We start from the raw sequence: 19,003 nt of genomic DNA on the forward strand, positions 1-19,003 counted from the left end.
TCACGAACCCTGGGGCTGGCGGGCGGAGTTGGTGTCCAGCCGCGGCCCCTTGGAGAGGAACTCCGACCACGCGATGGGCACCATGGCCGGGCTGACGCTGCCGTAGCCCAGCCGGACCTGCGCCTGGCTGGCCTCGGGGCGGGCGTCCGTACCGGTCTTCGACTGGTCGGGCGCGCCGATCTTCGACTGCTCGGAGTCGCTGTCGCCGTTGGCCTGGACGGCGTACCGCAGACCGGTGTCGGTGACCAGGAACAGGGAGCCGCCGGCCGTCGTCTGCTTGCCCTGGACCTGGGTGTAGAGCAGGCCCGAGCCGGGGGTGACGTACGCGCTGGTGCCGCTGGCGGTGATGTCGACGGGGAAGCCGGTACCGGCCCAGGTGCTCAGGGTCTGGTTGCCCTGGGCGTCGACCGAGCGCAGGACGCTGCAGACGGTGTCGCGGTTGTTGGCCCCGCCGGTCTGGGTGCCGGCGGCCGGTGTCGTCTGGTTGATCCGGTCGGTCTTCTTCTGCGGCCACCTGACCTCGCCCGCGAACGGGGTGGCTTCCGGGTTGATGGACTGGAGGTCGACCTCGCGAGCCTTGCCGTGCATGTTGAGGCCGTCCGTCGCGGGCGCCGAGATCAGCAGCCATGCGACGAAGTCGGAGACCGGCGCGACCTTCCCGGGCAGCACCACGTAGTGCTGCGCGCCGGAGCCCGTCTGCGCCTTGAGCACCATGCCGACCTTGTTGTCGGCGGTGCCCAGGCCCTTGACCCCGGCGTCGGAACCGGCCTTGCCGGGCAGCGGCGGGAAGGACAGGTCGTCGCCGGAGTTGAGGGTGCCCAGCCATTCCGGGGTGACCTGCTGCGGAGTGGCGCCGGTGCCGACCAGCGCGTTGGTCATCGTCCCGGCGGCGGGGGTGCCCTCCGGGAACTTGTACTTCGTCCCGGCCGCGTCGATCAGGTAGCGCTCCTGGCCCGCGCCGGTGCTCTGCACGTACAGCGACTGGGTGTCGGTGAGCCTGCGGGCGTCGTCCGTCTTGGCCGCCTCGCGGTCGGCGAGGACGAAGGTGGCGGTCTGCACGCCACGGCCGTTGCCGCCCGGCTGCTGGCAGACGGCCCAGCGCTTGGCCGTGCCCGCGTCGTCCTTGGAAGGCAGCCGGTCCGGGGCGTACGGGATGCCGATGATGGGGCCGCGCGGCGGTTTGCCCGCGTCCAGGACCTTGTCCTCGACCTGGATCACCTTGAACTTCTTGGGATCCAGGAGGAGTCGGGCGGAGGCGAGGTTCAGCACCGGGTGCAGCCGGGTCTGGTCCTTGCCGCCCACCTTGGTCGTCAGGACCACGTACCGGGTGGTCGAGTCCTTGCCGACGATGACCCTGGTACCCGGTTCCGCCCAGCCCTTGGGGGCCGTCGGCTTGAACATGCCCCAGGCGCCGAACCCGGCGAGCACCAGCGCGCCCACGATCACCCCCGGCAGGACCGCGCGCAGCGGGCGCGGCGCGCCCTCCTCGGTGCCGGTGGCGGATGGCTGGAGGAACGCGGCCACCGTGCGCCGCTTCGCAAAGGTGTACGCGTTGAGCTCATCACGTCGTGATGCCATGACCGCCTGCTTCTCCCCGCACGGCCCGGCCGGTGAGTACGGTCCCCGGGCCTCGATTGTCCGACCGGGCACCTACTATGCCTCTTGACCGACGGTATGCAGGGGCCGGGTAGGGTGAGGCTGCCGCTCAGCCCCTTCCGCACCGGGTTAATCAGGGCTTGTTGGGGTGGATTGGGGAGATTCCGGGGGCGTGCGGCAGTCGTCGCGCAGCGCCGGAACTCATGGGGTCCGGCCCCGGAAAGGGGAAGTGCGCGAGTGATGGCCACCGCGACGGAGCAGCAGACCGGCGCGCCCGCACCGGCGCGCGGCGGGGTGACGCCGCATCCGAAGTCGAGCCCCGGCCGCTTCGGTCCGTTCCGACTGCAACAGCTCGTACTGCTTCAAGTCGCGGCAGCGGCGCTGCTGGTGGCCTGGGTGGTCGAACCGCTGCTGCTGGTCCCCACCGGCGTGCTGGCGCTCGTCCTGGTGGTGCTCGCGGTCGTTCGCCGCCACCAGCGCTCCCTGCCCGAATGGATCGGCGGCGCGCTCGCGCTGCGTTCGCGCCGGCGCCGGGCCGCGGCCTTCACCGTGCCCGCGGGCACCGAACCGGGCCTCGCCCCGCTGGTCGAGGCCGATCCGGCGCTGCGCACCCTCACCTTCAGCGACCGGGACCGACGGCCTGTCGGGATGATCGGTGACGGGACCTTCCTGACCGCGGTCGTCCAGGTGGACACGGACGCCACGGCGCTGCGGCCCGACCGGGCGGCGCGGCCGCTGCCGCTCGCCGTCGTACGGGACATCCTCGAAGTGGACGGCATCCGGCTGGAGTCCGCACAACTCGTGCAGCACACCCAGCCCGCGCCCGCCCCGCACCTGCCCGCCCAGTCGATGGCGACGCGCAACTACGCGCCGTTGCAGGCCCGGACGGGCACCCCGGCGGTCCGCCTGACGTGGATCGCGCTCAAGCTCGACCCGGAGCTGTGCCCGGAGGCCGTCACCGCGCGCGGCGGCGGGCTGCCCGGGGCGCAGCGCTGCCTGGTGCGCGCGGCGGACCAGTTGGCGAGCCGGCTGGCCGGAGCCGGGTTCACGGCCACCGTGCTGACCGAGCAGGAGCTGACGGCGGCGCTCGCCACGTCCTCGTGCGCCAACCCGATGGCGATCACCCAGGCCGGGCGGTCGAGCAGCACCGGGCGGCGGACCGAGGAGACCTCGCGGACCTGGCGCTGCGACGACCGGCGGCACACGACGTACTGGATAGGCCGCTGGCCGCAGCTGGGCGGCGCCGGCTCGGCCGCGCTGCCGCAGTTCGTGGCGCTGCTGACCTCGCTGCCCGCGCTGGCGACGAACTTCAGCCTGACGATGGCCCCGGCGGAGCGACAGGGCGTCACCCTGACCGGACACGTACGGGTGACAGGACGCAGCGACGAGGAACTCGTCGCTGCGCGACGGGAGTTGGAGAGAACAGCGCGCGGCGTGAAGACCGGGCTGGTTCGGCTCGACCGTGAACAGGTGCCGGGGCTGCTGGCTTCGCTGCCGCTGGGAGGGGCTCGATGAGGGGCGGTTTCGGGCTGGTCGGTCCGCGTCGGGAGCGGCACGTGGTGCCCGCCGCGGACCTGGACCTGCTGGCGCTGCCCGTCGGGGACGACGGGGTCGTCATCGGCGTGGACGCCGAGGGCCGGTCGGCGGTGCTCGGCATCAACCGGCCGACGCCGTACGAGGTGACGCTGATCGGCGGGCTGTGGACGGCGCAGGTACTGGCGCTGCGCGCGGCGGCCACGGGTGCGCGCGTGGCGGTGGAGACCGGTCGCGGTCAGGTGTGGTCCGGGCTGGCCCAGGCGGCGGGCGGCGGACAGCAGTGCGTGACCCTGCACGAGGTGGGCCGGATACCGCCGCAGGGCGCGTCGGCGGGCAGCCCGGTGCTGGTGATCCGCGACTGCGGGATGCGGCCGCCGCGCGGGCGGGTGGTGGCCGGACCGTGGCAGGCGGTGCTGACCCTGCTGCCGTACCTGAGCCCGACGGCGCCGCGGCTGTTGCAGCAGTCGTCCCTGGTGGGCGTGCAGCGGGTGTCCCCGGACGAGGCGGAGCAGATCGGCCGTCTGATGCGGCTCCCGCGGCAGGCGGTGGATTCCCTGCCGACGCTGGGCGACGGGGTGACCCTGTGGTGCACCCCGCGGGACCGGCAGTTCGTGATGACGCAGGGGACGGACGCGGAGACGGGCCTGCTCGGCGGGGCCCGGCGCATCGACTGAGCCGACGGGCCCCTGAGGGGGGCGGACAGCGATGTCGGGGCGCGATTAGGCTGGGTCCGGGCGCGGCGAGGTGGGCGCCGGACCAGTGTTCGACAGACCAGGAGGACCAGTGAACGGCGATCGGAACGAGAGCCGCGGCGGGACGTGGGACGTCCCGACGGACGATCAGTCCGACGCGGAGCCCGAAGTCACGGGCGAGTTCACCATCGACTACACCCCGCCGGCCTGGTACATGCAGGGCGGGACCCCGGCCGCGCAGGTACCGGGACTCCCCGAGGGCAGCGGCTTCGAGCCCCACCGCCCGTCGGAGCCGGAATCGCCCTCGACGATGCGCATCGCTCCGCCCGCACCGCGGACGCCGTCCGACGGCGTGGGCCTGCCGGCCCCGTTCCCGCCCGCTCCCGCGGCCCCGGTCGACGCGGCGCCCGTGTACCCGGCACCGGAACTGCCGTACGCGACGCCCGCCCCGGCCCCGGCCCCGGCCCCGATCGCACCGCCGGCTCCGGTGGAGTCCGCCCTGCCCTTCACGCCTCCGGCTCCGGCTCCGGCTCCGGAGCTGCCGTACGCGACGTCGGCCCCGACGCCGGTTCCTGCACCGGCTGAGGTGACGCCTCCGGCTCCGGCTCCGGCTCCGGTCGAGGATGCGCCGCCCGCGCTCGAAGTCCCCGTCCCGGTCGACGAGGTGCCCGCACCCGTCCCCGCGGCCCCGGTGGAGGAGATCGCTCCGGCTCCGGAACCCGTCGATGCCCCGCCCGCGACGCCCTTCCCGGCGCTGCCCCCCGTCGACGGGGTCACGCCGTACCCGGCGCTGGCGCCGGTGACCGAGGCACCGCCCGCGCCCTGGGCCGGACCACAGGACACTCCCGCCGAGGGAACGCCCGTACCGCCGCCCGCCGGGCAGTCGGCCGCTCCGGCGCCTGCCGCGGTCAGCCCCATGGACGCGCCGCCCGCGCCCGCCGCGGAGACCCCGTTCGGGGGACCCGCCGGCGAAGTGCCGTCGCCGCCCCCCGCGTTCGGGACGCCCGACGCGTACCCGTTCGCGCCGCCGGCTCCCGTACCTCCGCAGCCCGAGCAGCCGCAGCCGCCCCAGCCGCAGCACTACGACCCCCGCACCGCCGGGCAGTGGTCCGCCGGGCCCGGTCAGCAGCCTCCGCAGCACCAGCACCAGCCGCAGCCGCAGCCGCACGACCCGCGCTACTCGGCCGGCCAGACCGGCGGCGGGGCGCCCCTCGGCTACACCGCCGCCGTCGAGCTGTCCTCCGACCGCCTGCTGCGCAACAAGCAGAAGCCGAAGAACAACAACAACGGCGCCGGCGGCCGGTTCCGCTTCGGCGGCAAGGCGGCCGAAGCGGAACGCCAGCGCAAGCTGGAGCTGATCCGCACCCCGGTCATGTCCTGCTACCGCATCGCCGTCATCAGCCTCAAGGGCGGCGTCGGCAAGACCACGACCACCACCGCCCTCGGTGCCACTCTGGCCACCGAGCGCCAGGACAAGATCCTGGCCATCGACGCGAACCCCGACGCCGGTACCCTCGGCCGCCGCGTCCGCCGCGAGACCGGTGCCACGATCCGGGACCTGGTGCAGGCGATCCCGTATCTGCACTCGTACATGGACATCCGCCGGTTCACCTCGCAGGCGCCCTCCGGTCTGGAGATCATCGCCAATGACGTGGACCCTGCCGTCTCCACGACCTTCAATGACGAGGACTACCGCCGCGTCATAGAGACGCTGGGCCGCCAGTACCCGATCATCCTCACCGACTCGGGCACCGGCCTCCTCTACTCCGCCATGCGCGGCGTCCTGGATCTGGCCGATCAGCTGATCATCATCTCGACCCCGTCGGTGGACGGTGCCAGCAGCGCCAGCACCACTCTCGACTGGCTCTCCGCGCACGGGTACGCCGACCTCGTCTCACGTTCCCTCACGGTCATCTCCGGGGTCCGCGAGACCAGCAAGATGATCAAGATCGAGGACATCGTGCAGCACTTCGAGACCCGCTGCCGCGGAGTGGTCGTGGTGCCCTTCGACGAACACCTCGCGGCGGGCGCCGAGGTCGATCTCGACATGATGCGGCCCAAGACGCGCGAGGCGTACTTCAATCTCTCCGCGCTGGTGGCCGAGGACTTCCTGCGGGCGCAGCAGCAGGCCCCGCAGGGGCACTGGGGCGTTCCGCAGCAGCCCCAGGCTCCGCAGCAGGCGTATCCGCAGCCCCCTCAGCAGCCTCAGCACCCCCAGCAGCCGCAGCCGTACGGCCAGCCCCAGGGACAGCCGCAGGGACAACCCCCTTACCAGCAGCCGCCGCAGCCCTACGGGCAGCCGTACCCGCAGCCCGGCCAGCCGTGGCAGCAGCCCCCGGCCCCGCAGCAGCAGCCTCCGCACCCCCAGCAGCCCCCGCGGGACCCGCGCCTCGGCTGACGACGGCCGGCGACCGGCGACCGGCAGCAGCAGAAAGGGCCCGTACCACCCCGAAGGTGGTACGGGCCCTTCCGCGTCGTTCGTCAGCGCTTGGCGTCGTACGCGTCCGTCAGCACCCGCGCACGCTTCACATCGTCCGCGATCGCTTCCAGCAGCCCGTCCAGCGACTCGAACTTCGCCATCCCCCGCACGTACGCGAGGAAGTCGACGGCCACGTGCATCCCGTACAGGTCGAGGCCCACGCGGTCGATCGCGTACGCCTCCACGGTCCGCTCGGTGGCGTCGAACTGCACGTTCGTCCCCACCGAGATCGCCGCGGGCATCCGCTCGCCGTCCGCCGTCAGCCAGCCCGCGTACACCCCGTCCGCCGGGATCGCGGTGTGCGGCCGGGTCTCCACGTTGGCCGTCGGGTAGCCGAGTTCCCGCCCGCGCTGCGCACCGCGCACCACCACGCCCTCGACCCGGTGCGGACGCCCCAGGATCTCGGCCGCGCCGTCCATGTCGCCCTCGGCGACGAGCCTGCGCGCCAGCGTCGAGGAGAACGGCACCCCGCCGCCCACCTCGCCCCGCTCGACCAGGTCGACGACGTCGACCTCGTAGTCGTAGGTGGAGCCCAGCTCGCGCAGGAAGTCGACGTTCCCGGCGGCCCGGTGGCCGAAGCGGAAGTTCGGGCCCTCGATGACGGCCCGCGCGTGCAGCTTGTCGACGAGGACCTTCACGATGAAGTCGGCCGGGGAGAGCTGGGAGAACTCCGCCGTGAACGGCAGGATCAGCAGCGCGTCCACGCCGAGCCCGGCCATCAGCTCGGCACGCCGGTCGTACGGGGCCAGGATCGGCGGGTGGCTGCCGGGGCGCACCACCTCGCTCGGGTGCGGGTCGAAGGTGACCACCACGGACGGCACGCCGAGCTCACGCGCGGTGGCCACCGCCCGTCCGATGATCAGCTGATGTCCCCGGTGCACGCCGTCGTAGGAGCCGATGGTGACGACGCTGCGTCCCCAGTCCTGGGGGATGTCCTCCAAGCCACGCCAGCGCTGCACTGTGACCGCTCCTCGCCCGAACCCGGTTGGTCCTTGAACTGATTGCCGATTGCAGGTCTAAGACTGCCATGCCCTTGGCCGGTGCCCCGCATCGGCATCTGACTGGATCGGCCACCGTGTCTGTCGTCACGTCACATCGGCGGCCGCCCTGCTGAGGGTCTCCACCGTCCGCCGGGCGCTCGGCCCCAGCAGGGCCGCCGCCTCCGCCTCCGCCGTCGCCAGCCAGCGGGCCACCAGCGCCCCGAAGGCCGGTGCGGCCCGGGCCAGCTCGACCGTCCGCCGCTCGAAGACCGCCGGCCCGCCCGGGACCCGCAGCAGTTGCCGTCCGGTGCGCCGCAGCAGCTCCCGCGTACGGTCCTCCGGGCGCCCGGAGACCCCGGCCGCGACGGCCCCGAGGAACACGTCGAGCACCTGCGGATCTGCCTCCTCGCGCAGCAGGGTGTCGGCCAGCTCCCCGCGCAGCGGGTGCGAGGCCTCCGCGCCCGGCGCGGCCAGGACGACGGCCAGCTCGGCGCGCACCACCGCCGGGGCCCCGAGGAGCAGGTCCAGGACCAGGGGCCGCACCACCGAGGCGGCGGCCGGCCCCTGGTCGAGCCGCCGGTCGACGAAGAAGGCGGCGTGCGGCGCGTCCCCGGGACTCCGCGCGAGGTGCTCCCGTACGAGGTCACCCGCGCGCCGGGCCAGCCCCGGCGTGGTCAGCGCGGCCAGGGCGCGCACCACCTCCCCGTCGGCGCGGGCCCGCAGGGCGGCGAACACCTCGTCCGGATCGGGCAGGACGGGCAGGGCCGCGACCAGCGCCGCCGCGGGCAGCCGGGAGCCGAGCTCGGGATAGCGGAAGCAGGCGAGGGCGTCGGGCAGGTAGCGGCCGCGCACCTGCGGATCGCGCAGCAGGACGGCGAGGGCGCTGCCGTGCAGGGTGGCGTCGGCGGGGCGGGCGAGCAGGGCCTGGGCGGCGTGGCGCAGCAGCTCGCGGTCGGCGGGGGTACGGACGTGCGGGGCGGTGGCCTGCCCGTAGGCGGCGGCCGCGACCCGGCGGTCGGGGCGTTCGTCGTGCGCCCAGCGGTCGACCGCCCGGCACAGGGCGGAGGGCTCCTCCTCGGCGAGTACGGCCAGCAGCTCGTCGGCGCGGGGGTGCGCGGCGGTGACGAGCGCCTCGGTGAGGTCGTCCACGGCGAGGCCGCGGTGGGTGTGCAGCAGGGCCTGGGCGGCGGTGGCGACGGTGGCCCCGGGGCGGCCGCGCAGCCTGCGGCCGTCGGCGAACCAGGCGCAGAGCAGCGGCTGTGCGCGCTGCGGGTCCCGGGCGAGGCGGCGGGCCGCGGCGTCGAGGTAGCGGTCGCCGGGGACCGCCTCGGCGGGGTCGGCGGGCAGCAGACGGCGCAGCAGGTCGAGGCGGTCGGGCTCGGGCAGCCGCAGCCGGTTCCAGAACCAGCCGCCGAACTCCCCCGGGCCGGCGCGGGCCACGTGCTCGGCGAGGGCGTGCAGGACGGGGAGGTGCGGGCGGGCGTCGGGGGCCCGGAGCAGAGTCTCGCGCAGCAGCCGGGCGGCCCACCAGGCGCGATCGGGGGTGGCTCGCGCGGGTTCCTCGGCGAAGCGGTTGAGGCGGTCGACCAGAGCGGCGAGCTCCCTGCGCAACGGGTCGGGGGCGAGCCGGCGCAGGGCTTCCAGGACGGGCCCGATCCGGTGCCGGGGCACGGGCAGGCCGGGGACGGCGGGGCCGTGGACGAGGAGGCCGAGGGCGGTGGGGACGTCGAGGTGGCCGGCCTGGATCCAGTCGGACAGCTCCTCGTGGGCGAAGCGGTAGCCGGGCCCGGCGGGCACCAGCAGGCCCTCGGTGAGCACGGCGGAGGCCCATCCGGTGCGCCACGGGAAGAGTTCCTCGAAGGCGGCCCGGTCCAGCTGCCCCTGCCCGGGCCCGAGGGCGCGCCGCGCGGCCTCGTGCACCCGGCCGGCGACGCGCGCCGCGAGCCGGCGGACTCCTGGGCCGTGCACCCGGGCGCCCCCGGCGTCGGCGCAGGCGGCGGCGATGCGGACGGCGGCGCGCAGGCACAGCAGGTCCAGGTGTGCGGCGAAGACCTCGTCGCGGCCGGGGCGGCCGGCGGTGACCTCGGCGGCGCGGATCCCGGCGAGCAGGTGCAGGGTGAGCGGATGCCGGGCGTCGGCCTCCCGGACGGCGTCGGCGGGGATGCCGAGGCGGTCCCGGGCGGTCTCGGCCTCGGCGGGCGTCAGGTCCGCGAGCGGGAGGGCGGGCGGCATCCGCCGGGCGGGGCGGGCCGGGGTGTGCAGTGCGTCGGGCGGGTAGAGGGTGCCGGCCCGTTCCCAGTACTCGGGCCGGGCGGCGACGACCAGCCGGGCCCCGGTGCCGCGCAGCCACTCGGCGGTGGCGGCGGTCCAGGGGCCGAGCCGGTGGGCGAGTTCCGGTGGCATCTCCTCGGGGGCGTCGAGCACGACGAGCAGCCCCCGCCCGGCCCCACCGGCCAGCCGCGCAACCTGCTCGGCAATGCCGCCGGCCGCGGCGCCGCTGCCCGACCCGGCGGCGGTACGCGGGCCACTGCCGGTACCCGCCCCCGGGCCGCTGCCCAGGTCAGCGCCGCAGCCAGCGCCCGCGCCGGAGCCGGTTCCCGTTGCCGGGCCAGTGCCCGTCACCGGGCCGGCGCCCGCGCCCGGGGCCGCGCCCAGAGCCGCGCCGGTGCCCACGGCCGTGCCGGTGCCCGGGGCCGCGCCCGGGGCCGTGCCGGTGACGGTGCCGGGGCCAGGTCCCGTCGCCGGGTCGGCGCCCGTCGCCCGGTCGACGCCCGAGCCCGTGCCCGTGCCTGTGGCCGGGCCGCTGCCCGAGCCGGTACCGGCGCCCTTCGCCGGGGCTGCGCCAGTGCCCATGGCCGGGACGGTGCCCCGCTCCGTGCCGGTGGTCGGACCGGTACCCGGGCCGGAGCCCGTGGCCGGGACCGGGCCGGTGCCGGGGACCGTGGCCGGGCCGAAACCGGTGCTGGTGCCCGTCGCCCGGCCAGTGCCCGGGGCCGGGGCCGGGCCCGGGACCGGGGCAGTGGCGGTGGCCCGGGCGGTGGGCTCCTCGCGGGGGCTGTCACGGTCCGGGGCGGGCAGCCGGTGCGCGGTCGGGGGCCCTGCGTCCGCCGCGGGGTCGTCGGTGCACGCCACCGGCACCGGACGGGTGGCCCCCGCCGCGTGCTCCTCGGTCTGCGGGACCGGCCCCGGAATCCCGCTGCCCGCGGCGGGAGCCACCGGCTCGCCGGCGGTGGAGACGATTCGGGCCGCCGTCGTCAGGGCCCGGGTCGCGGCGTCGGCCAGGGAGGTGTCCCCGGCGCGCAGGTCCGCCCCGCGCAGCCACAGGGTCGGGGCGGGGCGGGCCCCGTGGGCCCGGCGGACAGCCAGGGCGGCCAGTTCCGTGGTGCGGCCCGTGCCCGGGTCCCCGACGAGGCCGAGGACCGGGTGGTCCCCGGAGGTGAACGCGGCGAGTTCGGCGGCCACGGCCGGGCGTTCGACGGGCTCCGGGCCGTCCGGGCGGAGGCAGGCGCCGAGGGTGGTCGCGGTCAGCTCCAGCGCCCCGGCGAGGTTCAGGTCGGCGCCGTGGCCGGGCACGGTCGCGGCGTTGCGCTCCAGGAGGGCGGCCAGCGGGCCGTCCGGGTCGGCTCCGGCCGCCGCCCGCAACGCCACCGCGAAGCCCCCTGAGCGGTGCTCCGCCCGCAGAGCGGTGCCCAGTACCGCGAGCACCGCTCCGGTCCCGGCGTCGAGGACCGGGCCCCCGCAGGCCTCCCCGCCGAGCCGCAGCGCGTCCCGGCCGTCCGTACCGATCGCCAGTTCCACGGCCACGCCCTCGGGCACCGCGTGGGTCCGCGCCGCCGCCGGGTACGTGGCCTGTGCGCCCCCCAGCACCCGCGCCTGCCGCCATCCCCGCGCGGGCAGCCGTACGTACGTCCCGGGATCGATCACCTCGCGCAGCGCCACCGGCAGGGGCCGGACCCCGAGTCCGTCGGTCCGTACGAGCGCCAGCGCGAGCCCCGGCAGGACGGTCACATCCGCCGCCTCGGCCAGCCAGGTCCGCCCGGCGGGTCCCGGCGCGTGCAGCACCACCCGGGTCAGGCCGTCGACGGCCTCGTGACTGGTGACCACCGTCCCGCGGTCGTCGGCGACGAATCCGCTGCCGCGCGCCCGCCCGCCGGGATCGCAGATTTTGACGAGCTCCGCCATGGCCGCACCACTCCCCGCACTGCTCCCCCGCAACGCCCCGTGCTCCGACGGTAGGCAGGTGAAGATCAGCACGAACAGCACGCGAGGCGAAAGCGCCCCCTTACGCTCCCTCCATTCACTCCGAGCGCCTGCTCGGACGGGTGAATACAGGGGTCCGGGTGGATAGAGACCTACCCGAGGGGGGTCGTGGAGCGGTGAGCAGCAGGACCTGTGCGCTCACCGCTCCACGTCAACACCCGGTGACCGGGCGCACGATCCGGATCGGTCGACCGCCGGGATCGGCGGAGGACCCGGATCAGGCGAAGACCGCGAGGGACTTCGCCTTTCCGTTCTTGTTCTCGACGAGCCCGAGCAGCTGCCCCTGCGGCCCGAAGACCGCGACCGTGCGACCGGCCTCGTACTCCTCCGGCATGTCGATCCGCACGCCGTTGGCGAGCAGCGAGGCCCGCCGGGCGTCCAGGTCCCAGCGCGGGAAGGCCGCGGCGGCCGCCTCGCCGATGGGCATGACGGTCAGCTCCTCCTGGAGCTGGTCCAGGGTGCGCGCCCTGTCGAGCTTGTACGGGCCCACCCGCGTGCGCCGCAGCGCGGTCAGGTGTCCGCCGACTCCGAGGTCGGCGCCCAGGTCCCGGGCGAGGGCGCGGATGTACGTACCGCTGGAGCAGACGACGGAGACGACGAGGTCGACGACCTTCGTGCCGTCCGCGGCCTCGGCCTCGCGCATGTCGTACACCTGGAACGACGAGATGGTCACCGGCCGGGCCGGGATCTCGAAGTCCTCGCCGTCGCGGGCGCGCTTGTAGGAACGCACGCCCTTGATCTTGATGGCGCTGACCTTGGACGGGACCTGCATGATCTCGCCGGACAGCTTGGCGATGCCCTCGTCCACGGCCTCCCGGGTGACCCCGGCGGCGTCCGTGGAGGAGGTGATCTCGCCCTCGGCGTCGTCCGTCAGGGTGTTCTGGCCCAGGCGGATCGTGCCGAGGTACTCCTTCTCCGTGAGCGCGAGGTGGCCGAGGAGCTTGGTGGCCTTCTCGACGCCCAGGACCAGCACGCCCGTCGCCATCGGGTCGAGCGTGCCGGCGTGGCCGACGCGGCGGGTCCTGGCGATCCCGCGCATCTTGGCGACCACGTCGTGCGAAGTGAAGCCGGACGGCTTGTCGACGATGACAAGGCCGTCCGGCGTCTTTCCTGCGTCGGTGCTCATTCCGCGGCTGCGTCCTCGTCGGAGTCGTCGTCCTCGCCCGGCTTCTTGTACGGGTCGGCCTCGCCGGCGTACTGGGCGCCGGAGGAGACCTCGCGCACCTGGGCGTCGGAGGTGCGTGCCTTCTCGAGGAGGTCCTCGATGGTCTTGGCGTTCTCCGGGAGGGCGTCCGCGACGAAGGTCAGGGTGGGCGTGAACTTGGTGCCCGCCGCCCGGCCGACCGCGGAGCGCAGCACGCCCTTGGCGCTCTCCAGGCCCGCTGCCGCGCTGGCGCGGTCCTCGTCGTCGCCGTAGACCGTGTAGAAGACCGTGGCCTCCCGCAGGTCGCCGGTGACCCTGGTGTCCGTGATGGTCACGTGCGTACCGAGGCGGGGGTCCTTGACACCGCGCTGCAGCTTCTCCGCCACCACCTCCCGGATGAGGTCCGCCAGCTTCTTCGCCCGCGCATTGTCGGCCACTGGTCCGTCTCCTTCTTATGTCTTGCTATCAGTCTTCATCACCGTGGAGGCGCCGTCGTACGGACAGCAGCTCCACTTCCGGACGCGCCGCGACCAGCCGCTCGCAGCGGTCCAGTACGTCCGAGAGGAACCCCGCGTCCCCACTCACCAGCGCGACCCCTATACGGGCCCTGCGGTGGAGGTCCTGGTCACCCACTTCGGCCGCGCTCACCGAGAACTTCCGTTGGAGCTCGGCGACGATGGGCCGGACGACAGAGCGTTTCTCCTTCAGCGAGTGGACGTCGCCGAGGAGCAGGTCGAAGGACAGAGTCCCCACGTACATGCAGTTCCGGATATCCCGCCGGTGCGGGTTCGGTGGCCTGCCGGGCCGTCGCCCGGAAGGATCACCCGGCGCTCGCGCGGCCGGGTCACCAGAACCGTACACGCAACGGCCGGGGCCGATCGACGGATATTCCGCCGACCGGCCCCGGTGTTACGAGCTACGACACGTGCGATGTGCCTCGCGCTTACGCGCGGGGCTTCTCGCGCATCTCGTACGTCGCGATGACGTCGTCGATCTTGATGTCGTTGAAGGAACCGAGGTTGATACCACCCTCGAAGCCTTCGCGGATCTCGGTGACGTCGTCCTTGAAGCGGCGCAGACCGGAGATGGTGAGGTTCTCGGCGACGACCTTGCCGTCGCGCAGGAGCCGCGCCTTGGTGTTGCGCTTGACCTCGCCGGACCGGATGAGGACACCGGCGATGTTGCCCAGCTTGGACGAGCGGAAGATCTCGCGGACCTCCGCCGTACCGAGCTCGACCTCTTCGTACTCCGGCTTGAGGAGACCCTTCAGGGCCGCCTCGATCTCCTCGATGGCCTGGTAGATCACCGAGTAGTAGCGAACGTCGACGCCCTCGCGGTCCGCCATCTGCGCGGCACGGCCGGCCGCACGGACGTTGTAACCGATGACGATGGCGTCGGAGCCCATCGCCAGCGAGATGTCGGACTCGGTGACCGCACCCACACCGCGGTGCAGGACGCGGATGTCGACCTCTTCACCGACGTCGAGCTGGAGCAGCGAGGACTCGAGAGCCTCGACCGCACCGGACGCGTCGCCCTTGATGATGAGGTTGAGTTCCTGGACCAGACCGGCCTTGAGGACCGAGTCGAGGTCTTCCAGGGACACCCGGCGGACGCGCTTGGCGAAGTTGGCGTTGCGCTCACGCGCAGCACGCTTCTCGGCGATCTGACGGGCGGTGCGGTCCTCGTCGACGACGAGGAAGTTGTCGCCGGCGCCGGGGACGTTGGTGAGACCCAGGACCAGGACGGGGGTCGACGGACCCGCTTCCTCGACGTTGTTGCCCTTGTCGTCGAGCATGGCGCGCACTCGGCCGTAGGCGTCGCCCACGACCATCGTGTCGCCGACGCGGAGGGTACCGCGCTGGACGAGGACGGTGGCGACGGCACCGCGGCCGCGGTCGAGGTGGGACTCGATCGCAATACCCTGAGCGTCCTGCTCCGGGTTGGCGCGGAGGTCGAGCGAGGCGTCGGCGGTGAGGACGACGGCCTCGAGCAGGGAGTCGATGTGCAGACCCTGCTTGGCGGAGATGTCGACGAACATCGTGTCGCCGCCGTACTCCTCGGCGACCAGACCGAACTCGGTGAGCTGACCGCGCACCTTGACCGGGTCGGCACCCTCGACGTCGATCTTGTTGACCGCGACGACGATCGGGACGCCGGCGGCCTTGGCGTGGTTGAGCGCCTCGATCGTCTGCGGCATGACGCCGTCGTTGGCCGCGACCACGAGGATCGCGATGTCGGTCGACTTCGCACCACGGGCACGCATGGCGGTGAACGCCTCGTGACCCGGGGTGTCGATGAAGGTGATGCGACGCTCTTCGTCGTTCACCTCGGTGGAGACCTGGTACGCACCGATGTGCTGCGTGATGCCGCCGGCCTCGCCCGCAACGACGTTCGTCTTGCGGATGGCGTCGAGCAGTCGGGTCTTACCGTGGTCGACGTGACCCATGACGGTCACGACCGGCGGACGCGGCATGAGGTATTCCTCGCCGCCCTCGTCCTCGCCGAACTCGATGTCGAAGCCCTCGAGGAGCTCGCGGTCCTCTTCCTCCGGGCTGACGATCTGGACGACGTAGTTCATCTCGCCGGCCAGCATTTCGAGCGTCTCGTCGGAGACGGACTGCGTGGCAGTGACCATCTCGCCGAGGTTCATCATCACGGCGACGAGCGACGCCGGGTTGGCGTTGATCTTCTCCGCGAAGTCGGTGAGGGAGGCACCGCGCGACAGGCGCACGGTCTCGCCGCCACCGCGCGGCAGCATCACGCCGCCGACGGACGGGGCCTGCATGGCCTCGTACTCCTGGCGCCTCTGGCGCTTGGACTTGCGACCACGACGGGCCGGACCACCGGGACGACCGAAGGCGCCCTGCGTGCCACCACGGGCACCGGGACCACCGGGACGACCACCGAAGCCGGGACGACCGCCGCCACCGGCACCGGCCGGACCGCCGCCGAAGCCGCCGCCACCGGGACGCGGGCCACCGAAGCCGCCACCGCCGCCGGGACGCGAGCCCGGACCGGCCGGACGACCGGCGAAGCCGCCGCCCGCGGGACGACCGGCGCCGCCACCGGGACGGGCACCGCCCGCACCGGGACCACGGCCACCGGGGCCGCCACCGGGACGGGGACCGGGACCACCGGCAGCGGGACGCTGCGGCATCATGCCCGGGTTGGGACGGTTACCACCGGGAGCACCACCGGGACGCGGGGCGCCGCCCTGCGGACGCGGCATGCCGCCCGGGGTCGGACGACCTGCACCGGCACCCTGCGGACGCGGAGCGCCGCCGGGACCACCCTGCGGGCGGGGAGCACCCTGGCCGCCACCGGCGCCGGGGGCACCGGGACGGGGCGCGCCGGCCGGACGGGGCGCCTGGGGGCGCGCCATGCCGGTGGAGCCGCCGGAGGTGAAGGGGTTGTTGCCCGGACGGGGACCCGCCGGACGAGCACCCTGGGGGCGCGGGGCCGAGCCGGGTGCACCGGCGGGGCGCTGCCCCTGGGCACCGGGAGTGGCGCCGGCCGGACGCGGGGCGCCGGGACGGGCGCCGGCCTGGCCACCCTGGCCCTGGGCCGGACGCTGCTGCGCCGGACGGGGGCCGGGAGCGGCAGCGGCGGGACGCTCGGTGCGCGCCGGGGCGGCCGGAGCCGCCGGAGGCGCGGAGAACTCGGTCACCACGGGCGCCGCCGGAGCGGGCTTCGGGGCGGCCGGAGCCTTCGGGCCGGGACGCGGGCCGGAGGCGGCCGGCGTCACGGGGGCTGCGGCCGGAACCTCGGCGGCGGCCGGCTTGGGGGCCGGCGCTCCGGGCTTCGGGGCAGCGGGACGTGCCGCAGCGGCCGGGGAGGGCGCTGCGGGCTTGGCGGGCGCGGCCTTGCGGGGCGCGCCGGGCTTTGCAGCGGACTTGCCGGCGTTGCCGCCGGGCCCCTGCAGTGCGTCAGTCAACTTGCGTACAACCGGCGCCTCGATCGTCGAGGACGCCGAACGGACGAATTCACCGAGTTCTTGGAGCTTGGCCATGACGACCTTGCTCTCCACCCCGAACTCCTTGGCGAGTTCGTATACCCGGACCTTAGCCACTTCGCTCCTTTTAGGTCCGGGTTACGCCGGACCGTCGCTACTTCATGGGCGTACTCATCGCGTACTCATCGAGTGCTCATCGCAATCTCGACCTACTTCCAACTCGCGAGGTACCTGACCGCACGGGGTATCCGTGCCGTACTACTTCATTACGGTGTGCCCGGCCTCAGCGGCCACGGCATTGCGCAGGTTCTCCGTGTCGAGCGTTCCGGCGGACCGAAGGGCCCGGGGGAACGCACGTCGCCGGATCGCCTGGTCGAGGCAGACCACGGCAGGGTGCACGTAGGCACCCCGTCCCGGCCGCGTACCGCGTGGATCGGGGACGCAAGCGTCCCCATCCGCCACGACGCGCAGCAGATCGTTCTTGGCCGCTCGCTCCCGACACCCCACACAGGTTCGTTCGGGGCATGCGCGGGCTTGCGTCCGGCCAGACACGCCTAAGTCTACCTCCCCGCACCGACCTCTCTCCCGACAAGTGGCGGGGGAAAGATCGAACGGCTGTCGTGTTGTCTTGTATCCGCTGCCGGAGCAGCGGTCGTGCACCCTGTCTACCGTCCGGGCAAGCCCGGACGGTACCGGTTTATTCCCCGTCCCGGTCCCGGTCCCGGTCGGCGTCGGGCGCCGTCTCGGTGTCCGGGCGGATGTCGATGCGCCAGCCGGTGAGCCGGGCGGCGAGGCGGGCGTTCTGGCCCTCCTTGCCGATGGCCAGCGACAGCTGGTAGTCCGGCACGGTCACCCGGGCGGACCGGGAGTCCCAGTCGACGACCTCGACCTTGCTCACCCGGGCGGGTGACAGCGCGTTCGCGACCATCTCGGCCGGGTCGTCCGACCAGTCGACGATGTCGATCTTCTCGCCGTGCAGCTCGGCCATGACGTTGCGCACACGGCTGCCCATCGGGCCGATGCAGGCGCCCTTCGGGTTGAGACCCGAACGGGTGGACCGAACGGCGATCTTGGTGCGGTGACCGGCCTCACGGGCGATCGCCGAGATCTCGACGCTGCCGTCGGCGATCTCCGGGACCTCCAGCGAGAAGAGCTTCTTCACGAGGTTGGGGTGGGTGCGCGAAAGGGTCACGGACGGACCGCGGACACCCTTCGCCACGCGCACGACGTACGCCTTCAGGCGCAGACCGTGCGTGTACTCCTCACCGGGGACCTGCTCCTGCACCGGCAGGATGGCCTCCAGCTTGCCGATGTCGACGAGGACGTTCTTCGGGTCCTTGCCCTGCTGCACGACGCCGGTGATGACGTCGCCCTCACGGCCGGCGAACTCGCCGAAGGTCAGGTCGTCCTCGGCGTCGCGCAGACGCTGCAGGATCACCTGCTTGGCGGTCGTCGCGGCGATCCGGCCGAAGTCCGACGGCGTGTCGTCGAACTCCTTGGGCTCCTGGCCCTCTTCGAGATCCCTCGGGTCTTCCGTCGCCCACACGACCACGTGACCGTTGGTGCGGTCCAGCACGACGCGAGCGCGGCGGAAGCTCCCCTCGGTCCGGTGGTACGCGATGAGGAGGGCCGACTCGATCGCCTCGACGAGCAGGTCGAAGGAGATCTCCTTCTCCCGGACCAGACCCCGCAGGGCACTCATGTCGATGTCCACGGCTACGCCTCCTCTTCCTTCTTGTCCTTGCGGTTGAACTCGATCTCGACACGCGCCTTGGCGATGTCGGTGAATGCGATACGCCGGGCGGTCGCCTTGCGGCCCTTCACACCCGGGACTTCGAGGTCCAGGCCCTCGTCGTCGACTTCGAGAATGCGGGCGATCAGTTCCCCGCCCTCGGCGAGCTGGAACTTCACGAGACGGCCGATCGCCCGTACGTAGTGACGGTGCTCGGTCAGCGGGCGGTCGGCGCCCGGCGAGCTCACTTCGAGGACGTACTCGTCCTCACCCATCACATCGGTTTCGTCGAGCTTGTCGGAGACCTCGCGACTCAGCTCCGCACACGCGTCCAGCTCCACGCCCTCGTCGGAGTCCACGATGATCCGCAGCATCCGGCGCTTGCCCGCCCGGGACATCTCGATCTCTTCGAGGTCCAGGCCCTTGGCGGCGACGAGCGGCTCCAGCAGTCCGCGCAGCCTGTCGCTCTGGGTGGTGCTCATCCGGGTGACTCCTCGGCCGCGTGTGCTGTTGTGATTTCCGTCGTGTGTCAGGTCAAAGGGTATCCGGTGTCGGAGGGTGTTGCCGTCCTCCCTGTGGACAGGGCCCCGGGTACCGTGATCACACCCTGCCCCGCCATCGCCCCGTCATCA

Annotated in this window: 12 protein-coding genes and 1 pseudogene; 3 read left to right on the plus strand and 10 right to left on the minus strand. The window is 73.6% G+C overall.

What is annotated here, in order from left to right:
- Positions 1–1,578 (minus strand): type VII secretion protein EccB, encoded by a 1,578-nt coding sequence (eccB, locus tag OG373_RS12060; protein ID WP_405438079.1) that lies wholly within the window; start codon positions 1,576–1,578, stop codon positions 1–3.
- Between the two features lie 258 nt (positions 1,579–1,836).
- Between eccB and eccE the strand changes: the two genes are divergently transcribed.
- From eccE to OG373_RS12075, 3 genes and pseudogenes are all read left to right on the plus strand, one after another.
- Entirely contained in the window at positions 1,837–3,111 is a 1,275-nt protein-coding gene (gene eccE, locus OG373_RS12065; protein WP_405438081.1) for a type VII secretion protein EccE, read from the plus strand.
- Positions 3,108–3,806: a hypothetical protein gene (locus OG373_RS12070; RefSeq protein ID WP_189973227.1), complete on the plus strand. Its 699-nt coding sequence runs from the start codon at positions 3,108–3,110 to the stop codon at positions 3,804–3,806. The genes eccE and OG373_RS12070 overlap by 4 nt, the downstream gene beginning before the upstream one ends.
- Before the next feature lie 109 nt (positions 3,807–3,915).
- Positions 3,916–6,222, plus strand: a pseudogene (locus OG373_RS12075) (SCO5717 family growth-regulating ATPase); the annotation flags it as partial.
- A gap of 83 nt (positions 6,223–6,305) precedes the next feature.
- On the opposite strand, the gene OG373_RS12080 reads toward OG373_RS12075, so the two are convergent.
- From OG373_RS12080 to rimP, 9 genes are all read right to left on the minus strand, one after another.
- Entirely contained in the window at positions 6,306–7,262 is a 957-nt protein-coding gene (locus tag OG373_RS12080; RefSeq protein ID WP_405438083.1) for a bifunctional riboflavin kinase/FAD synthetase, read from the minus strand.
- Between the two features lie 126 nt (positions 7,263–7,388).
- Positions 7,389–11,465, minus strand: coding sequence for a hypothetical protein (locus OG373_RS12085; RefSeq protein WP_405438085.1), 4,077 nt, complete (start codon positions 11,463–11,465; stop codon positions 7,389–7,391).
- A gap of 295 nt (positions 11,466–11,760) precedes the next feature.
- Entirely contained in the window at positions 11,761–12,669 is a 909-nt protein-coding gene (truB, locus tag OG373_RS12090) for a tRNA pseudouridine(55) synthase TruB (protein ID WP_405438086.1), read from the minus strand.
- Positions 12,666–13,124 (minus strand): 30S ribosome-binding factor RbfA, encoded by a 459-nt coding sequence (rbfA, locus tag OG373_RS12095; protein ID WP_397737073.1) that lies wholly within the window; start codon positions 13,122–13,124, stop codon positions 12,666–12,668. The genes truB and rbfA overlap by 4 nt, the downstream gene beginning before the upstream one ends.
- A gap of 28 nt (positions 13,125–13,152) precedes the next feature.
- Positions 13,153–13,446 (minus strand): DUF503 domain-containing protein, encoded by a 294-nt coding sequence (locus tag OG373_RS12100; RefSeq protein WP_030651158.1) that lies wholly within the window; start codon positions 13,444–13,446, stop codon positions 13,153–13,155.
- 184 nt (positions 13,447–13,630) lie between these two features.
- Positions 13,631–16,756: a translation initiation factor IF-2 gene (gene infB, locus OG373_RS12105; RefSeq protein ID WP_405438088.1), complete on the minus strand. Its 3,126-nt coding sequence runs from the start codon at positions 16,754–16,756 to the stop codon at positions 13,631–13,633.
- 141 nt (positions 16,757–16,897) lie between these two features.
- A complete protein-coding gene (locus OG373_RS12110) occupies positions 16,898–17,191 on the minus strand; it encodes a YlxR family protein (RefSeq protein WP_405438089.1) in 294 nt (97 codons plus the stop codon).
- Positions 17,192–17,336: 145 nt separating this feature from the next.
- Positions 17,337–18,353, minus strand: a complete 1,017-nt coding sequence (nusA, locus tag OG373_RS12115; protein ID WP_405438091.1) for a transcription termination factor NusA — start codon at positions 18,351–18,353, stop codon at positions 17,337–17,339.
- 2 nt (positions 18,354–18,355) lie between these two features.
- Entirely contained in the window at positions 18,356–18,853 is a 498-nt protein-coding gene (gene rimP / locus OG373_RS12120; protein WP_030386337.1) for a ribosome maturation factor RimP, read from the minus strand.
- Positions 18,854–19,003: the final 150 nt, after the last annotated feature.

The sequence above is a fragment of the Streptomyces avidinii genome, assembly GCF_045161815.1.
Classification (GTDB): domain Bacteria; phylum Actinomycetota; class Actinomycetes; order Streptomycetales; family Streptomycetaceae; genus Streptomyces; species Streptomyces avidinii.